This window comes from Escherichia marmotae, assembly GCF_002900365.1.
In the GTDB taxonomy this organism is placed as follows: domain Bacteria; phylum Pseudomonadota; class Gammaproteobacteria; order Enterobacterales; family Enterobacteriaceae; genus Escherichia; species Escherichia marmotae.
Window position 1 is genome coordinate 538478 of sequence record NZ_CP025979.1, and the last position, 15102, is coordinate 553579.

General features: G+C 51.3%; 15 protein-coding genes and 5 pseudogenes. 14 read left to right on the forward strand and 6 right to left on the reverse strand.

The window, feature by feature from the left end; genetic code table 11:
- Positions 1 to 12: 12 nt before the first annotated feature.
- The 9 genes and pseudogenes from C1192_RS02840 (at position 13) to C1192_RS02880 (ending at position 6796) form a co-directional block, all read left to right on the forward strand.
- Positions 13 to 1404: a DNA circularization protein gene (locus C1192_RS02840; RefSeq protein WP_038354753.1), complete on the forward strand. Its 1392-nt coding sequence runs from the start codon at positions 13 to 15 to the stop codon at positions 1402 to 1404.
- Positions 1401 to 2455 (forward strand): annotated as a pseudogene (locus C1192_RS02845) (phage baseplate assembly protein). The gene C1192_RS02840 and the pseudogene C1192_RS02845 overlap by 4 nt, the downstream one beginning before the upstream one ends.
- Positions 2455 to 2988: a phage baseplate assembly protein V gene (locus tag C1192_RS02850; RefSeq protein ID WP_038354754.1), complete on the forward strand. Its 534-nt coding sequence runs from the start codon at positions 2455 to 2457 to the stop codon at positions 2986 to 2988. The pseudogene C1192_RS02845 and the gene C1192_RS02850 overlap by 1 nt, the downstream one beginning before the upstream one ends.
- 5 nt (positions 2989 to 2993) lie before the next feature.
- Positions 2994 to 3407, forward strand: a complete 414-nt coding sequence (locus C1192_RS02855) for a phage GP46 family protein (RefSeq protein ID WP_038354755.1) — start codon at positions 2994 to 2996, stop codon at positions 3405 to 3407.
- Positions 3400 to 4482, forward strand: a complete 1083-nt coding sequence (locus C1192_RS02860; RefSeq protein ID WP_038354756.1) for a baseplate J/gp47 family protein — start codon at positions 3400 to 3402, stop codon at positions 4480 to 4482. Before C1192_RS02855 ends, C1192_RS02860 begins: the two co-directional genes overlap by 8 nt.
- On the forward strand, positions 4482 to 5072 hold the full coding sequence (locus C1192_RS02865; protein WP_000377820.1) for a YmfQ family protein: 591 nt from the start codon (positions 4482 to 4484) through the stop codon (positions 5070 to 5072). Before C1192_RS02860 ends, C1192_RS02865 begins: the two co-directional genes overlap by 1 nt.
- Positions 5059 to 5298, forward strand: coding sequence for a hypothetical protein (locus C1192_RS02870; protein WP_052463005.1), 240 nt, complete (start codon positions 5059 to 5061; stop codon positions 5296 to 5298). The genes C1192_RS02865 and C1192_RS02870 overlap by 14 nt, the downstream gene beginning before the upstream one ends.
- 6 nt (positions 5299 to 5304) lie before the next feature.
- Positions 5305 to 6267, forward strand: a complete 963-nt coding sequence (locus C1192_RS02875; RefSeq protein WP_370567099.1) for a phage tail protein — start codon at positions 5305 to 5307, stop codon at positions 6265 to 6267.
- Between the two features lies 1 nt (position 6268).
- The gene (locus C1192_RS02880; RefSeq protein WP_103194769.1) at positions 6269 to 6796 is read left to right on the forward strand and encodes a tail fiber assembly protein; all 528 of its coding nucleotides are present in this window, start codon (positions 6269 to 6271) and stop codon (positions 6794 to 6796) included.
- Positions 6797 to 6866: 70 nt separating this feature from the next.
- Here C1192_RS02880 and C1192_RS02885 read toward each other — a convergent pair.
- The 3 genes and pseudogenes from C1192_RS02885 to C1192_RS26015 form a co-directional block, all read right to left on the reverse strand.
- A pseudogene (locus C1192_RS02885) lies at positions 6867 to 8360 on the reverse strand (NEL-type E3 ubiquitin ligase domain-containing protein); the annotation flags it as partial.
- Positions 8361 to 9083: 723 nt separating this feature from the next.
- A pseudogene (locus tag C1192_RS26010) lies at positions 9084 to 9170 on the reverse strand (hypothetical protein); the annotation flags it as partial.
- Positions 9171 to 9604: 434 nt separating this feature from the next.
- Positions 9605 to 9721 carry a ferredoxin gene (locus tag C1192_RS26015; protein WP_370567100.1) on the reverse strand — a complete coding sequence of 39 codons (117 nt, stop codon included), beginning with the start codon at positions 9719 to 9721 and terminating at the stop codon, positions 9605 to 9607.
- Positions 9722 to 9807: 86 nt separating this feature from the next.
- On the opposite strand from C1192_RS26015, the pseudogene C1192_RS25585 reads away from it, so the two are divergent.
- Positions 9808 to 9888: pseudogene (locus tag C1192_RS25585) on the forward strand (capsid protein); the annotation flags it as partial.
- Here the strand turns inward: C1192_RS25585 and C1192_RS02900 are convergent.
- From C1192_RS02900 to C1192_RS02905, 3 genes and pseudogenes are all read right to left on the reverse strand, one after another.
- Positions 9885 to 10133 (reverse strand): DinI-like family protein, encoded by a 249-nt coding sequence (locus tag C1192_RS02900; protein WP_001217553.1) that lies wholly within the window; start codon positions 10131 to 10133, stop codon positions 9885 to 9887. The pseudogene C1192_RS25585 and the gene C1192_RS02900 sit on opposite strands and share 4 nt — an antisense overlap.
- A 252-nt stretch (positions 10134 to 10385) precedes the next feature.
- Positions 10386 to 10481, reverse strand: a pseudogene (locus C1192_RS25590) (DUF72 domain-containing protein); the annotation flags it as partial.
- A complete protein-coding gene (locus tag C1192_RS02905; RefSeq protein WP_000891641.1) occupies positions 10478 to 11044 on the reverse strand; it encodes a hydrolase in 567 nt (188 codons plus the stop codon). The gene C1192_RS02905 and the pseudogene C1192_RS25590, both read right to left, overlap by 4 nt.
- Before the next feature lie 310 nt (positions 11045 to 11354).
- Between C1192_RS02905 and aspS the strand changes: the two genes are divergently transcribed.
- The 4 genes from aspS (at position 11355) to ruvC (ending at position 15101) form a co-directional block, all read left to right on the forward strand.
- Positions 11355 to 13127 (forward strand): aspartate--tRNA ligase, encoded by a 1773-nt coding sequence (gene aspS / locus C1192_RS02915; RefSeq protein ID WP_038355944.1) that lies wholly within the window; start codon positions 11355 to 11357, stop codon positions 13125 to 13127.
- A gap of 117 nt (positions 13128 to 13244) precedes the next feature.
- On the forward strand, positions 13245 to 13697 hold the full coding sequence (gene nudB, locus C1192_RS02920) for a dihydroneopterin triphosphate diphosphatase (protein ID WP_010375688.1): 453 nt from the start codon (positions 13245 to 13247) through the stop codon (positions 13695 to 13697).
- A 107-nt stretch (positions 13698 to 13804) separates the two neighbouring features.
- The gene (locus C1192_RS02925) at positions 13805 to 14545 is read left to right on the forward strand and encodes a YebC/PmpR family DNA-binding transcriptional regulator (RefSeq protein ID WP_000907234.1); all 741 of its coding nucleotides are present in this window, start codon (positions 13805 to 13807) and stop codon (positions 14543 to 14545) included.
- A 34-nt stretch (positions 14546 to 14579) separates the two neighbouring features.
- Positions 14580 to 15101: a crossover junction endodeoxyribonuclease RuvC gene (gene ruvC / locus C1192_RS02930; protein ID WP_001516546.1), complete on the forward strand. Its 522-nt coding sequence runs from the start codon at positions 14580 to 14582 to the stop codon at positions 15099 to 15101.
- The last annotated feature ends 1 nt before the right edge of the window (position 15102 follow it).

Genomic DNA, 15102 nt, shown 5'->3' on the forward strand with positions numbered 1-15102 from the left:
TGAGGTATCAGAATGGATTTTCCTTCCTTACCTTCTTTGCCCTCTTTGTTTTCTTCATCTTCCGGAACGACCTGGCGCGATAATCTTTACGACGCTTCATTTCGTGGCGTTCCGTTTTCGGTGGAGAGCGACGAGGGTTCGTTCGGACGCCGCGTTCAGGTCCATGAATACCCAAACCGTGACAAACCGTACACGGAAGATCTCGGGCGTGCCACGCGACGGCTGACGATTAATGCGTATCTCGTTGGTGATGATTACGCAGAGCAGCGCGACAGGCTGATTACCGCGATTGAAACCGCCGGGCCGGGGACACTGAACCATCCGCAGTTCGGTGAAATGCAGGGTTGTATTGACGGACAGGTGACCGTTTCTCATTCCAGCACGGAAGGCCGTATGTGCCGGGTTTCATTTCAGTTTGTTGAGAGCGGGGAACTGTCATTTCCGGTCGCCGGAGCCGCAACCGCCAGAAAACTGGAGGAGTCGTCCGGATTCCTGGATGAGCTGCTTGAAGACATGTTCGGCGATTTTGATCTCGCGGGAATACCGGACTTTATTCAGAACGATGTTATTGCCCGGGCAACCGATATGCTGGGAACCGTTCAGACGGCTTTCAAAATGGTTAATTCTGCTGTTTCTGCCGGAATGAGGCTGATGCAGGGCGATTTATCCGTCATTCTGATGCCGCCATCGGTTGCCAGTGATTTTGTGCATACGTTGCAGGATACCTGGCGGGCCGGAACCAGACTGGTGGATAACACACAGGATCTGGTGCAGTCCATAACGACAATGTCCGGTATTACGCTGGATCCAGGACTGGCACCGCGTGCGGTGTGGCCCACAGATTCCGCATCGGTTGTCAGGCAAAAACAGCAGACAAATCTGGTGGCTGCAGTCATCCGGACGACGGCAATCAGCGAGGCTGCAAGGGCGGTCACTTCACTGCCGCAACCCGGAAGTCTGGTGAAAAATCAGCAGGCGGTTGTGGCTGTTGGTGGTTCCACTGAACGTCAGTCCGATATCATTCATGTTTCTCATCCGGCACTTGACAGTGTGGCTGCCAGTACAGAGCAGAATGAGACAGCACAACCACCCACGCGGGAAAATCTCACCATCATACGCGAATCGCTGAACGCGGCGATTGAGCAGGAGCTCAGGCGTACGGCGGATGACAGGCTGTTTTTTCAGTTGACGTCATTACGTACAGAACTGAACCGGGATATTCAGGCCAGTCTGGTTCAGACGGAGGAAACCGCAGAGCGAACGCCAGCGGAGGTTCTTCCTGCGCTTGTTCTGGCTGCGTCATGGTACGACGATGCGTCCCGTGAAACTGATATCCTGGATCGAAATGCCATCTCTCATCCGGGCTTTGTTCCGGTCAGGGCATTAAGGGTACCCGTCAGATGAATAATACCGTTTTACTTCGGGTTTCCGGTCGCGAATGGGGCGGCTGGACATCCGTCCGTATCAGTGCGGGCATTAACCGTATTGCCCGGGATTTTAATGTTGTCATTACCACCCGCTGGCCCGGAAGCCGGGATTATCAGCCCCGGATAAAAATGGTGAGCTGGTTGAAGTGCTTATCGGGGATGAGCCTGTGCTCACCGGATATGTGGAGGCACTACCGCTTCGTTATGACGCCAGCAGCGTCAGCATGGGAATTGTCGGGCGAAGCAAAACAGCCGATCTGGTTGACTGCTCTGCTTTGCCACTCCAGCAGAGCGGAAAAAACCTGCTCAGAATAGTCAGTGAACTGGCTGCGCCATTTGGCATCACCGTTGTTGATGCTGGCGTGCCACAGACAGCGGTGATTGATGCCCAGCCGGAACACGGCGAAACCGTTGCCGATTGTCTTAACCGGTTGCTGGGGCAGGTTCAGACGCTGGCTTATGACGATGAATGCGGGCGACTGGTTCTGGGGAAACCCGGAACAGGCAAAGCGGCGACAGCACTGGTGCTGGGAGAGAATATTCTTTCCTGTGACACGGAAAGAAGCATCAGAGAGCGGTTTTCTGAATATCAGGTCAGTGGGCAGCGCCCGGGCAACGATGATGATTTTGGTGAGGCCACCATTGCCGCAATACGTCAGACCATTCAGGACAGTGGTGTGACCCGTTATCGCCCTTTGTTGATTCAGCAGTCAGGCACAGCAACGGCAGCAACCTGTAAGGCCCGTTGTGAATTTGAAGCGCGCCAACGGGCTGCGCTTACCCGTGAGACAACATATACGGTTCAGGGCTGGCGGCAGGGCAGTGGCGCGTTATGGCGTCCGGGGTTATCTGTCATCGTTTTCGACCCGCTGAATAATTTTGATAATGATGAACTGGTGATCGCAGAAGTTACCTATAACCATGACGACCGGGGCACGACGACCGAATTACGGGTTGGCCCGGCAGATGCTTATCTCCCTGAGCCTGTCACCGCCAGGAAGAAAAAAAATGTTGAGGAGGATTTCTGATGAACGGGTTTTCTCTTCGCAATCTGATTTCCCGGGCTGTCATCACGGCGGTGGATTCCGCCAGAAAGTGTCAGTCTGTAGGGTTGAAAATGATAGCCGGAGATCAGAAACAACACGTTGAGCACCTTGAACCTTATGGTTTTACATCTGCCGCACAGAACGGTGCTGAGGGGGTTGCTTTATTCCCGGCGGGCGACCGTTCTCATGGTGTGGTTGTGGTCGTGGCTGACAGACGTTACCGGCTGAAAGGACTGAAACGTGGGGAAGTGGCGCTTTATGACGATCAGGGGCAGTCAGTTGTCCTGACCCGTTCCGGTATTGTGGTGAACGGGGCCGGTAAGCCCATTATTTTTAAAAACGCGTCTAAAGCGCGCTTTGAAATGCCTGTCGAATCCACCGCTGATATTACTGACAATTGCGACAGTGGCGGACTCAGCATGCAGCAAATGCGGCAGACCTACAATGCCCACAAACACCCCGAAAATGGTGATGGTGGCGGAGTTACTGACACACCGGATCAACCGATGGGCTGAAAATCATGATGATTAATGTTAACGGGCGACCCGTGTTGACCGGGGCTTCGAACGACCTTCTGACGCGTGCTGTGATTATTTCGCTTTTTACCTGGCGGCGTGCCGGGCGGGATGATGATGCACCGCAGATATTTGGATGGTGGGGGGATACCTGGCCTGCCGTTCAGAATGATCGCACGGGGTCGCGTCTGTATCTGTTGCGACGCAGCAAGCTGACAAATAAAACACCGCAGCTTGCCAGGGATTATGCCCGTGAGGCGCTGGCGTGGATGGTGGAGGATGGGGTCGCTGCCCGTCTTGATATTAACGCTGTCCGGACCGGGACAGACTCGCTGGCACTTGCCATTACCATTTACCAGCGTGACGGTAATATTCACAACATTATTTTTGATGATATCTGGAGTGAACTGAATGGCTGACAGTCAGTTTTATCGCCCCGGCCTCCCGCAACTTATCGCTATGATCCGGAGCGATTTATTAACCCGCTTTGAGCAGGATACGCTGCTTCGTCGTATGGATGCGGAAGTGTATGCCCGTGTACAGGCTGCAGCTGTGCACACGTTGTACGGGTATATTGATTATCTTGCCAGAAATCTGTTGCCGGACATGTGTGATGAAGACTGGCTGTACCGTCACGCCAGAATCAAACGCTGCCCGCGAAAAGATGCGGTGGCAGCCCGGGGATTTGTGCGCTGGGATGGCGTGGAGGGAACGCCGGTATTGCCAGCGGGAACGCAGATCCAGCGTGATGATCAGGTGACCTTCACCACGACGGCGACGGTGACCGCAGCCGATGGTCTTCTCCGGGTGCCTGTTGTGGCAGATGAACCGGGGGCGGCGGGGAATACGGATGATGGTATTGCCATGCAACTGGGAACCCCCGTCAGTGGTCTGCCGTCCACAGGGTACGCTGACACCATTACAGACGGTGAAGATACTGAAAATCTGGAAATATGGCGTGCCCGCGTTATGGAACGTTATTACTACATTCCACAGGGGGGCGCAGACCCTGATTATGTTATCTGGGCGAAAGAAGTTCAGGGTATTAACCGTGCATGGACTTTCAGACACTGGAAAGGCACTGGAACGGTTGGCGTGATGGTGGCGACAAACGATCCGGAACACCCGGCCCCGGATGAAAGCGTGATTAACGCAGTCAGGGACCACATCCTTCCTCTGGCACCTGTTGCCGGAAGCGGATTGTATGTATTCGGTGCCACAGAAAAAGTCATCCCGATGACGATTGCGTTATCGAAAGACACACCGCAGATCAGGGCGGCAATAAAATCAGAACTGAATGCGCTGATGTTCCGGGATGGTGTGCCGGAAGGGCGCATGTATCTGTCCAGAATCAGCGAGGCTATCAGTTTATCTGCAGGCGAGGTGGCCCATCGACTCATCGCCCCTTCATCGGATATTGACCTGGGGGAAACTGAGCTTCCGGTACTCGGGGAGATCACATGGCAGGCTTATGACCCGGTAAGGAGTAAATAATGGATTCGTTACAGGATGATTATACAAAATTGTTGTATGGCCTGATGCCGCCGGGACCTGCATGGTCAGATACCGACGGTGTACTTGACGGTCTGGCACCATCGCTTGTGCGTGTTCACCAGCGGGCTGATGAACTGGTGATTGAAATCGATCCCGGTCAGTCCACAGAGCTGATTGAACGTTATGAAGAATTGTATGGTTTACCTGATTCCTGTTCCCCTGTCGGAACCCAGACATTACGCCAGCGTCAGCAACGTCTTGAAGCAAAAGCCAATGTGGCTGGTGGCATAAATGAGCAGTTCTTCCTGGATCAGCTTGAGGCGCTGGGATATACCGGCGTAACGATCGAACAGTTCCAGCACCTAGATGCAAGCCCCGATCCGGAATGGGGAGATCGCTGGCGTTATTTCTGGCGTGTGACGTTGCCGGTGGATGCCGGTGCTCAGTGGCAGACATGCACGGACGCCTGCAACACACCGATCCGGACGTGGGGGGATACGGTTGCGGAGTGCGTGATTAATAAATTATGTCCGTCACACACCGTCGTTTTATTTTCCTATCCAGATGAGGATGAAGATGCACAGGATTGATACGCTGACTGCGGTAAAAGATAAGTTTGGTCCGGGTAAGAACGGATTTACTGACGGAAATCTTCGCACAGGACGTCTTGCTACCTGGCTGAACAGTGCCATGTGGGATGCCATTCAGGAGGAAATCTGTGGTGTCATTGAGAAGGCCGGGATAGAACTGAATAAAGAAGAACACGACCAGCTATATAAGGCCATATTATTGCTGGTGGGCGGTGCAATTAACTAAGAGGCATTGCTGATAAAAAATAACCTTTCGGATGTGGAAGACAGGGATGAGGCTGTTGAAAACCTCGGATTAAAACCCACGGTGGATAAGGCAAAAAATGCCGTTCAGCGTGATGGCGACACCATGACCGGGGAGCTGAAAATCCGTGGTGTTAATGCGCTGAGGATTTTCAACGAAGCCTTTGGCCTGATTTTTCGTCGCTCGGAAGAGTGCCTGCACCTTATCCCTACCAGTGAAGGTCAGGGCGAGAATGGCGATATTGGTCCACTTCGACCGTTCACTATTAATCTGCGGACGGGTGAAATATCCATGGCGCATAAAGTGTCTGTTGGCGGCGGTTCTCAGGTCAATGGTGCGCTGGGTATCGGCGTTCAGAACGCGCTGGGCGGAAACTCAATTGCTTTCGGGGATAACGATACCGGGCTGAAACAAAATGGCGACGGCATTCTGGATGTTTATGCGAATGGACAGCGTGTATTTCGTTTCCAGAATGGTGTGGCAATAGCGTTAAAAAATATTCAGGCCGGAAATGCTAAAAAATTTACGTTATCCAGCGCCAACAACTCCACGAAAAACGCAACGTTTAATTTATGGGGTAATCCATCCAGGCCTGTTGTTGCAGAGCTTGGCGATGATTCAGGCTGGCATTTTTACAGTCAGAGGAATACAGATAACAGCATCACGTTCACCGTAAACGGACAGGTAATTCCGTTAAATTACGGAAACTTCGATGCCCGCTATCAGCAGCGAAATGGCGGCGTGCAGGATGTGCGTTATGGTTCCGAAATGTATTACACCCCTGGCAGTAACACCGTTTCGTGGACATTTCGCGCACCTTCGGGACACGGGCTGTCAGGGATATCGATATCGGATACCCACCGTAACTCAGCGGATAACGTTAACGGTGTGTATTACCGACCGCTGCAAAAACTGATTAATGGCACCTGGTATAACGTAGCGAGCGTTTAATATGATGCACTTAAAGAACATAAAAGCGGGTAACGCTAAAACACTGGAACAGTATGAGTTAACAAAGAAGCACGGAGTCATCTGGCTTTACGCTGAAGACGGGAAAAACTGGTATGAGGAAGTGAAGAACTTTCAGTCAGACACAATAAAAATGGTTTACGACGAAAATAATATTATTGTCGCCATCACCAAAGATGCCTCCACACTTAACCCTGAAGGCTATAGCGTCGTTGAAGTTCCTGATATTACAGCTAATCGCCGTGCCGATGATTCAGGGAAGTGGATGTTTAAGGACGGAGCTGTGGTTAAGCGGATTTATACGGCAGACGAACAGCAACAACAGGCAGAATCACAAAAGGCCGCGTTACTTTCCGAAGCGGAAAGCGTTATTCGGCAACTGGAGCGCGCTGTCAGGCTGAATATGGCAACGGATGAGGAACGCGCACGACTGGAGTCATGGGAACGCTACAGCGTTCTGGTCAGTCGAGTGGGCACCGCAGCTCCTGACTGGCCGGATAAACCAGAGTGATTAATGAGGCCCGGGGATTCGGGCCTGCGTTTTTCCGGAATCAGTCCGGTCTGCGGTTTATGCGATGTGATTATGAATGGTGCAGGCGTGAGCCGTTTTCAGGCAATCGCAGGGCCAGTACCTCGTCAGTCAGCTGACGGTAAATCTGTTGTTCAGTCTCACGCATCACCTGTGCTCCGGCTTCCCTCTCCGCATCCGCATCACCGCTCAGACCGGATGCTTTCAGCCGGTCAGCCACCCGCTGAGGGTACTCATTCTCCAGCATCTCATACTTCTGCTCTTCTGCCTGTGCCCAGCGGTCAGCTTCCGTGCGTTTCAGTACAGCATGCCATGGTCCCCAGAGGGCGAACCAGTCCGTAAATTCATTCTCTTCACGGCTTCTGACCATGGCTTCGGCAGTGCGGAGGTCATTTTCTGTCACCCCCGACACACCATAGAAACGCATTTCCTTCACGGCAGTGGAAAGCTGCAGTTTCTCTGCGAGCATGGTCTGGAAGGCCAGGTAGACTTCTATCTCATCCACAAAACGGAGCGTTCTGACTTTATCCCGGGCAATGTCTTCCAGAATTTCGAGGCGGAACATTTCCCTGCCCAGGGAGAGCAGAGCGCCGGTGTCATTATCGAAAAGGCCTTCTGATGCCTGATGGACCAGGAGGGTTTTCCGGAGATTGTTCCATGTGAGCGCGACACGGTCCTCACAGCTCTCTGTGGCATCAGCAGCAACAGCGAAAGACTGCTGTCGAAGCTCCGCAGAGGTACTGAGTTTTTCCAGGAATGCAGAGACCTGCTGACGGAATCCCTGTGCATTACGGGCGGAGACCGTGTCAGCCAGACGGTCAAGGAATGCGGAGAAGGTGTTGGCGTGCTCTTCATGTTCAAAAGCAAGCCATATCTGTGATACATCAGATAGTTTGTTTTGCGGGAACCAGGCGGCCACAGCCTCAGGGAGGGGACGAACAGACGTATGCTGTTGTTCGTCACTCATGGAGAAATGAATCTGGGGTCCCCGGTAGTTTAGTCCTGTCGTTTGTCTTAACAGCGTTTGTCTTGTCCGGGAAGACAGGGGGTTTTCCGCGATAATGACAGTACTCTCTGGGCTGAGGCTGAGTATGTTTTCCGGAACAGTTGTGAGCCGGTTGTGGCTGAACCTGTACACTCTCGCGCCTGAACGCTGTTCTACAGGAAAATCCGGCAGACTTTCCAGCGCATTATTCCCTGCATTGACAATTTCCAGCATGGCGGGTAATGCGGGAAGCGTGGTTAGGTGATTATCGTCTACATTAAGATATTCCAGTGATGCCGGTAATTCAGGCAGTATGGACAGGTGATTACTTCCGGCTCTGAGTGCTTTCAGCAATGATGGTAATGTAGGAAGTATGGTTAACTGATTTTCTCCTACAGAGATATCTTTAAGAGAAGATGGCAGTTCAGGCAGTGTGGACAGACGATTGCCACTCACGTCAAGGACTGTCAATGATGCCGGCAATTCAGGAAGCACTGATATCTGATTTCCGTAAGCCTTAATCCCTTCCAGAGCCGGTGGCAATTCAGGCAGAGTGGACAGACGATTGCCACTCACAACAAGGCCTGTCAGTGATACAGGCAGTTCAGGCAGAGTGGACAGACAATTGTCGCTCACATCAAGACCTGTCAGTGATACAGGCAGTTCAGGTAGTGTGGAGAGACGATTGCCACTCATGTCAAGGACTTTCAATGATGCCGGCAATTCAGGAAGCACTGATATCTGATTTCCGTAAGCCTTAATCCCTTCCAGAACCAATGGCAATTCAGGCAGTGTGGACAGGCGATTGTCACTCACGACAAGGCCTGTCAGTGATACAGGTAGTTTAGGCAGGGTAGACAGCTTATTGCCTTTCACGTCAAGGGCTGTCAATGACGCCGGTAATTCAGGAAGCACTGATATCTGATTTCCGTAAGCCTTAATCCCTTCCAGAGCCGATGGCAATTCAGGCAGTGTGGACAGATGATTGCCACTCACGACAAGGACTGTCAATGACGCCGGTAATTCAGGGAGAGTGGTCAGCTGATTAAACGATGCCTCCATTTTTTCAAGGGCAGGAGGTAACTGGGGAAGTGAAGTTAAAGCATTGTTGTCAACATTGAGTGACACTATATGTTCAGGCAATGAAGGGAGAGATGTTAGATTCAATGAGGATAGATCCAGAGATTCTTCATTATTCTCCAGGCACAGCTTTAATCGCGCTAAGGCTAATGCCCTGTTTTCACCGGGAGAGCCGATTTCAGCCCATTCGGCCCATTCAGAAAGATAATGATGGTGTATGTTGTTAATTAATGAGGTCCTGGAAAAACAAATGCTTTCAGTTGATGGTGTTGTATTATTAACAGGGAGCATAATAGCCTCGCAGAAAGGAGAATATCGTGAGAAATTGTTGTGTCAGGAAATAATAAGGTGTAATGGGGTGCTTCAGCCTTAAAATTCATATTGCTAATTTAAAAAAACGAAGTGATTTTGCTGTTAAAAAACGATACTGTTTTTTAGGGCGAATCGTGCGTTTGCACCATATTGTCCTTCTTTTTCGGTTAGTTAAACATCGTGCTTCATATTTGAATGTTCTGCCGAATGCATTCTCAATAGCGGCAATGTCACAATCCCTTGTCAGGAGGGAAGAGAGAAGTAACACCAATGATATTATTCGTTAACTTTATCGTTTTTTCCCAGCATGGTGAATTATCTGCATATGTGGATGATCGAGTTTCATATATCGTGCAGCAGGAATTTTTGCTTGGCGTTCCTGCAGGGGAAATACATCGGGAGTTTTGTGTCGCTCATGCATCGGTGAAAAGATGATAATTGTTCAGTGAGTTTGGAGGGGATAGTACCTTCAGCATCATTGACTTTGGCCCAGTAAAAAGAGACGCGGAAAAATGCACAGTAGGCGCCACATGTCATGTATGGGTTCAGATTGCTCATAATTCACCAATACAGCTATAAATTGTAAAGAAAACCGCGGCACGTCGTATGCAAGAACGTACCGCGGTTAGCTGGTGAACTTCTGATAGTGCGAGTATTGAATGATTTCCAGCCGTTACTGATTTTACGTGCTAATTAGTGAACAAACCACTCGTCAGCAGACTCCCAGGTATCTTTCAGAGTTTCCTGAACAAAAGTTTTAGCTGAATCTTTATCGGCGGTGCGCGTAACAGAAAGGCCATCGTTGCTGGTGGCTTTTACGATCACCTCTACATCGTCATAACGTTTACTGATGCGTCGGGTTAATTCTTCCTTTAACGCATCCACAGCACCGGTTGGCATTTTAGTCATTTTCTCTTTGGCTATGCAGATTTCAATACGCATAAAAATCCCTCTACACTGTATTTACATACAGTATTATTTTTAACTGTATGGATAAACAGTGTCAAGAGTGAGGGAAAGTGATTTTTTGGGGCATGCATGGGGCAAAAATATTTGTTGTGGGGCATGATTGGGACACTTTGTTACATATGAACTTTGCCGATTTTCATATGACATAGCAATTCAACGCTTTGATTCTGCTAAAGAAAACACATGCTCTTGGGCGTTCTTTAGTGATTTTAAAAAATCCCGTATCACGCAGTTAAAATGGCGGGCGTACTCTTCCAGGCTGGAGATCCCCAACCGCACCCATTTTGGATGCGACCATTGCGGCAGACCGATATAAATCATAACGCGTTGAGGATCTCTTCCACGCGACGCACACGGGCAATACGCGGGTAGATATGGTTGATGCTGTTGTTGTGCTGTTCGGTACTGGCGGCGCTACAGGCGTCTTCAGCGATCACCAGATTAAACCCTAACTCCCACGCGTTACGGGCGGTGGACTCAACGCCGATATTGGTTGAAATCCCACACAAGACAATGGTGTCAATGCCACGACGGCGTAATTGCAACTCCAGATCCGTACCGTAAAACGCACCCCATTGACGTTTAATGATTTCAATATCGCTGTCAGTTGCACCTAACGCCGCAGGATGCCGCCACCAGTTCTCCGGCAACGTTTTGGCAGGCGAAGGCGCATCAACCGGCTGTTTCAATGCTTCGGCATAATCGGCAGACCAGCCGACGCGCACCAGAAATACGGACTGTCCGTTTGCGCGAAATTTCGCCGCCAGTTTTCCGGCGCGATTAACAACATCCTCGGCAGTATGTGGGCCACCGGCAAAAGGCAAAATGCCTTCCTGTAAATCAATCACCACCAGCGCAGTGGTTTTAGCATTAAGCTCAAGCATGATCTCTCCTGATAAAACAAAATCGTACCTCTCACCTTAATGCGATTAGCCGATGGCAGGATGACAAATTTTGTTAATTTTTATGTGTTCAGGCAACACCTTTATAGCAAACAAGGGTAGAGTCTGATTCCAGGCCTGATATAAAGTGGTAACGAGTCGTTCCAGAGCGGGCCAGACTCTTACGGTGCGGCAGAATTTCCAGTATAATAGCCGCCTTTTTTCATTCAGTTGTGACATACAGCTAACGCTGCGACTTAGGTCACCTGCGCAGCAGGGGACATCCGCCGGCAGCTAAGTTAAGGGATATCTCATGCGTACAGAATATTGTGGACAGCTCCGTTTGTCCCACGTGGGGCAGCAGGTGACTCTGTGTGGTTGGGTCAACCGTCGTCGTGATCTTGGTAGCCTGATCTTCATCGATATGCGCGACCGCGAAGGTATCGTGCAGGTATTTTTCGATCCGGATCGTGCGGACGCGTTAAAGCTGGCCTCCGAACTGCGTAATGAGTTCTGCATTCAGGTAACGGGCACCGTGCGTGCGCGTGACGAAAAAAATATCAACCGCGATATGGCGACCGGCGAAATCGAAGTGCTGGCGTCTTCGCTGACCATCATCAACCGCGCAGACGTTCTGCCGCTTGACTCTAACCACGTCAACACCGAAGAAGCGCGTCTGAAATACCGCTACCTCGACCTGCGTCGTCCGGAAATGGCTCAACGCCTGAAAACGCGCGCTAAAATTACTAGCCTGGTGCGCCGTTTTATGGATGACCACGGCTTCCTCGACATCGAAACTCCGATGCTGACCAAAGCGACGCCGGAAGGCGCACGTGACTACCTGGTGCCGTCTCGTGTGCACAAAGGTAAATTCTACGCGCTGCCGCAGTCTCCGCAGTTGTTCAAACAGTTGCTGATGATGTCCGGTTTCGACCGCTACTATCAGATCGTTAAGTGTTTCCGTGACGAAGACCTGCGTGCTGATCGTCAGCCTGAATTTACCCAGATCGATGTGGAAACTTCTTTCATGACCGCGCCGCAAGTGCGTGAAGTCATGGAAGCCCTGGTGCGTCATCTGTGGCTGGAAGTGAAGGGCGTAGATCTGGGCGATTTCCCGGTAATGACCTTTGCGGAAGCTGAACGCCGTTATGGTTCTGATAAACCGGATCTGCGTAACCCGATGGAACTGACCGACGTTGCCGACCTGCTGAAATCCGTTGAGTTTGCGGTATTCGCGGGGCCAGCGAACGATCCGAAAGGTCGTGTTGCTGCTCTGCGAGTTCCGGGCGGGGCATCGCTGACCCGTAAGCAGATCGACGAATACGGTAACTTCGTCAAAATCTACGGCGCGAAAGGTCTGGCTTACATCAAAGTCAACGAACGCGCGAAAGGTCTGGAAGGTATCAACAGCCCGGTAGCGAAATTCCTCAACGCTGAAATCATCGAAACCATCCTGGATCGTACCGCCGCACAAGATGGCGATATGATTTTCTTCGGTGCCGACGACAAGAAAATTGTTGCCGACGCGATGGGCGCACTGCGTCTGAAAGTCGGTAAAGATCTCGGCCTGACCGACGAAAGCAAATGGGCACCGCTGTGGGTTATCGACTTCCCGATGTTTGAAGACGATGGCGAAGGCGGCCTGACGGCAATGCACCATCCGTTCACCTCACCGAAAGACATGACTGCCGCCGAGCTGAAAGCGGCACCGGAAAATGCGGTGGCGAACGCTTACGATATGGTCATCAATGGTTACGAAGTGGGCGGTGGCTCTGTGCGTATCCATAATGGTGATATGCAGCAGACGGTGTTTGGCATTCTGGGTATCACCGAAGAAGAACAGCGCGAGAAATTCGGCTTCCTGCTCGATGCCCTGAAATATGGTACGCCGCCGCACGCAGGTTTGGCATTCGGTCTTGACCGTCTGACCATGCTGCTGACCGGCACCGACAACATCCGTGACGTTATCGCCTTCCCGAAAACAACGGCGGCAGCGTGTCTGATGACTGAAGCCCCGAGCTTTGCCAACCCGACTGCACTGGCTGAGCTGAGCATTCAGGTTGTCAAGAAGGCTGAGAATAACTGATATGAATAAAATACACGAAATCATTTGCGGTGCATCGAGGCGGCAACTGAGTGAACTCCCATGAGCATAGATAACTATGTGAATGGGATGAGCGAAAGCAGCCAACGAAGAGACAGCGTGAAGGATAAAGTGTATAAGCGCCCCGTTTCGATCTTAGTGGTCATTTACGCACAAGATACGAAACGGGTGCTGATGTTACAGCGGCGTGACGATCCTGACTTCTGGCAGTCGGTAACCGGCAGTGTGGAGGAGGGGGAAACCGCGCCGCAAGCTGCCATGCGCGAAGTAAAGGAAGAGGTCACCATTGATGTTGTTGCTGAACAACTGACCTTAATTGACTGTCAGCGCACGGTAGAGTTTGAAATTTTTTCACATTTGCGTCATCGCTATGCGCCGGGCGTGACGCGTAATACGGAATCATGGTTCTGTCTTGCGCTACCACACGAGCGCCAGATTGTTTTTACTGAACATCTGGCATACCAATGGCTTGATGCGCCCGCTGCGGCGGCGCTTACTAAGTCGTGGAGCAACCGACAGGCGATTGAACAATTTGTAATTAACTTAGCCTGAGAAGGCGTATACACAAAATCCTTCGAGCTGTATCAAGGTGGTAAACGAGAGCCGCTAACGCAGGCAGCCTGAAGGATCAAGTGTATAGTTATTTTGGAGATATTTTTATGGCAGGTCATAGTAAATGGGCCAACACCAGACATCGTAAAGCTGCGCAGGATGCTAAGCGCGGTAAAATCTTCACTAAAATCATTCGTGAGCTGGTGACCGCAGCTAAACTGGGTGGTGGCGATCCGGATGCTAACCCGCGTCTGCGTGCTGCCATTGATAAAGCACTGTCTAACAACATGACCCGTGACACCCTGAACCGCGCAATTGCACGTGGTGTGGGCGGTGATGATGATGCGAACATGGAAACCATCATCTACGAAGGTTACGGTCCTGGCGGCACTGCAATCATGATTGAATGTCTCTCTGACAACCGCAACCGTACCGTTGCTGAAGTGCGTCACGCATTCAGCAAATGTGGTGGCAACCTCGGTACTGACGGTTCCGTGGCTTATCTGTTCAGCAAAAAAGGTGTGATCTCCTTCGAGAAAGGTGACGAAGACACCATTATGGAAGCGGCGCTGGAAGCAGGTGCTGAAGACGTTGTGACCTATGATGACGGCGCGATTGACGTTTACACCGCATGGGAAGAGATGGGTAAAGTACGCGACGCTCTGGAAGCGGCAGGTCTGAAAGCAGATAGCGCGGAAGTATCTATGATCCCGTCAACCAAAGCTGATATGGATGCAGAAACCGCACCGAAACTGATGCGTCTGATCGATATGCTGGAAGACTGCGACGACGTGCAGGAAGTTTACCATAACGGTGAGATCTCTGATGAGGTTGCAGCGACCCTCTGATGAGGCCGGCTAAACAACAAAACGGAGACGCGTGATGGCGATTATTCTCGGCATTGACCCGGGTTCACGCGTTACCGGTTACGGCGTTATCCGCCAGGTGGGCAGACAACTGTCCTACCTGGGTAGCGGATGCATACGCACCAAAGTGGATGATTTACCGTCTCGTCTGAAGCTCATTTATGCGGGCGTGACGGAAATCATCACCCAGTTCCAGCCAGATTATTTCGCAATCGAACAAGTCTTTATGGCGAAGAACGCCGATTCTGCCCTGAAACTGGGGCAGGCGCGTGGTGTGGCGATTGTGGCAGCGGTGAATCAGGAATTGCCGGTATTTGAGTATGCCGCTCGCCAGGTAAAGCAAACCGTGGTGGGTATTGGCAGTGCCGAGAAAAGCCAGGTGCAGCATATGGTTCGCACCTTGCTGAAACTTCCCGCTAACCCGCAGGCAGACGCCGCTGATGCGCTGGCAATTGCCATCACCCACTGCCATATCAGTCAGAATGCGATGCAGATGAGCGAATCGCGGCTGAATCTGGCTCGCGGGCGACTGCGTTAAA